This is a genomic window from Rubrivirga sp. (assembly GCF_049648075.1).
Taxonomy (GTDB): domain Bacteria; phylum Bacteroidota; class Rhodothermia; order Rhodothermales; family Rubricoccaceae; genus Rubrivirga.
The window spans coordinates 1-2165 of record NZ_JBARYR010000773.1 but is presented as its reverse complement, the minus strand read 5'-3'; the positions used below and the strand labels follow the sequence as shown (position 1 = coordinate 2165).

Below are 2165 nucleotides of genomic sequence, written 5' to 3'. Positions count from 1 at the left end.
TCCAGGACCGCCAGGGCTACTTCTGGACCATCGACCGCGTCAACCGCCGCCTGGACCGCATGATGCGGACGGCCTTCGACCGGGTCTACGACGCGGCCGAGCGCTACGACACGTCGATGCGGATCGGGGCCTACGTGATCGCGATCGAGAAGGTGGCCGGCGCGCTCCGCATGCGCGGCATCTACGCGTAGGGCACCCGCCCTCGAGGTCGATGCGCGGCCTCGAGGACGACTTCTGACAGGCTCCAGGGCAACACTTCCGACCTCGAGGACGGCTCTACCTCCGCTGGGTTGGAAGCGGGGTTGTAGGAGTCGCGCCAAGCGTTGACCCAGCGCGTGGCGGTCAGTCTGGGCGCTCCCAGTAGTCACGGCCCACCCACATGTCATCGTTGGGGTTGTCCAGGCTCCAGTTCGGCATAATGAAGCCAAGCACGATACCGCGCCGACCGTCCTGCTCGATGGTGAGCAGGGGTCCATCTAAGCGCCAGCGCCCCGCCGCGCTTCCCCGGTTGGTCTGGTAGGCGCCGACGCCCCCGAAGTCGCCCGTCACGGCGCGTTCGCTCAGCTCAGAGTACGTACCGTCGGCGTAGAACACGCGGTCGGTCGATTCGCCGAAGCCCACTGTCGGGATGTTCGGCGAGTTCATGCCTGTCACGAGGACCGTGCTCGTCTCCCACGGCCCGAGGATGTGGCGGGTGCCTGCTTCCACGACTGGGAAGTACGTGTCGTATCCCGACTCGTTGTCAATGGGGTCCTCGTCGTCCCACCATCCGCGGGGCGTTCTACGGAGCACGCGTGTCTCGCCGTCGACGCGGAGCGTCAGGCGGCTGCCGGAGCGTTCCCACGTGCCGACATGCTCGCGCCGGTCGTCGGAGTCCAGCCCTGCTCGGATGGCCCCGGGCGTGAACTCGGTGACGCCACCGGCCGGCATGTCTGTCACAGCAGTGCCGTCAGGGAAGAGGATGAGCGGCTCCTGGCTGTTGATCATCCCGTTCAGTCCGTATCCCCACGTGTACTTGATGTAGATATCAGCGCCGTTTGCGCTCGCGCTCGGGAGCGCGCCGCCAGAGATTCGGGGAGCAGCAGGTGATGCGGCGGCGGCGTTCTCTTCCGTGGGGCTGAGGCCGTCGGGCGTCGCCATCGCGCCGGAGGACAGGCCGGAGATCCGGCCACGCGCGTCCACCCGCACAGAGGCCGGATCGGTGCCGAACAGGGCCGCAAAGAGTGAGCGCGCCGTTGCGCGCATCTCCGCACCCCGCGCAGGCTCGTCGTTCTGCTCGAACAGCGGCGCGAACGTGTGCAGCATCGTCGGCACGATGAGGAGCGTTTCGTAGGCGCGCTCCTGCTCCGCGTCGGTCATCGCCGCGAACGTGTCGCTCCAGGCCTCACCTGTCGCTGTAGCAACCGTCCGCGCTGCCGCAAGCGACGCGGCCTCGGGAATCACCTCAGCTTCGGCAGCTTCCCAGAAGTAGATGAGTGCGTAACCCGCAGCGACTCCAAAATCTCGTGGCGCCAGCCCAACGCTCTCGAGGGTCGTTTCGAGGTTGGCCAGGATGGCTGGCATCTGCGCTTCGAACTGCGCCAGCACCGGCTGTGGGCCGCTGTTCTGCTCGGCGCTCTCTCGCAACATCCGGGCGATTCCGCGGGCGGTCTCACCGGGCTCCACACGAGGAACCACGAGCCCGGAGCGAACCACTCCCGACGTTCCAGAGGTCGGGGCTTCTTGCGTACCCGCTAACGCGCGAGCCACATCAGAGAGGTCGGGAATGTCTGCGCCGCCAAACTGAGCATTGGCGGCAGGCGTGATCAGGACGACTACGATAGCCGTAAAAAGTCGAAACATGAGATGTCAGCGAGGTCAGACGGCTCAAGTCTACACTCAAGTCTACACTCCGGGCGCCTCTCGTCGCTTGGTGTCAGGGTCTGCCCTCGAGCGCTTACTACTAGCAGAGCGCCGAAGACCGCCAACCCCTCACTCGACCTCCAGGGCGCGCTCCCCGCGGACCGTGCACACCGCCCCCTCCTCGCACATAAACGATGCGCCCCGCTCGACCTCGAGGCCGCCGTCGAACGCGACCGTCGCGCCCTGCCAGACGCGCAGCGTCGCGCCGTCCTCGATGCGGATTAGGTCCGAGAAACGGGTCCCGCTCGTCTCGGCGCCCATCC

2 protein-coding genes and 1 pseudogene are annotated in these 2165 nt (G+C 66.8%); 1 reads left to right on the top strand and 2 read right to left on the bottom strand.

Annotated features, from left to right (window positions below; genetic code table 11):
* Positions 1-191: pseudogene (locus tag WBA11_RS20405) on the top strand (Glu/Leu/Phe/Val dehydrogenase); the annotation flags it as partial.
* A 151-nt stretch (positions 192-342) separates the two neighbouring features.
* On the opposite strand, the gene WBA11_RS20400 reads toward WBA11_RS20405, so the two are convergent.
* Positions 343-1842, bottom strand: a complete 1500-nt coding sequence (locus WBA11_RS20400) for a DUF6683 family protein (protein ID WP_424522467.1) — start codon at positions 1840-1842, stop codon at positions 343-345.
* A 129-nt stretch (positions 1843-1971) separates the two neighbouring features.
* Positions 1972-2165: hypothetical protein (locus tag WBA11_RS20395; protein ID WP_424522466.1), on the bottom strand; the 194-nt coding region annotated here is incomplete at its 5' end.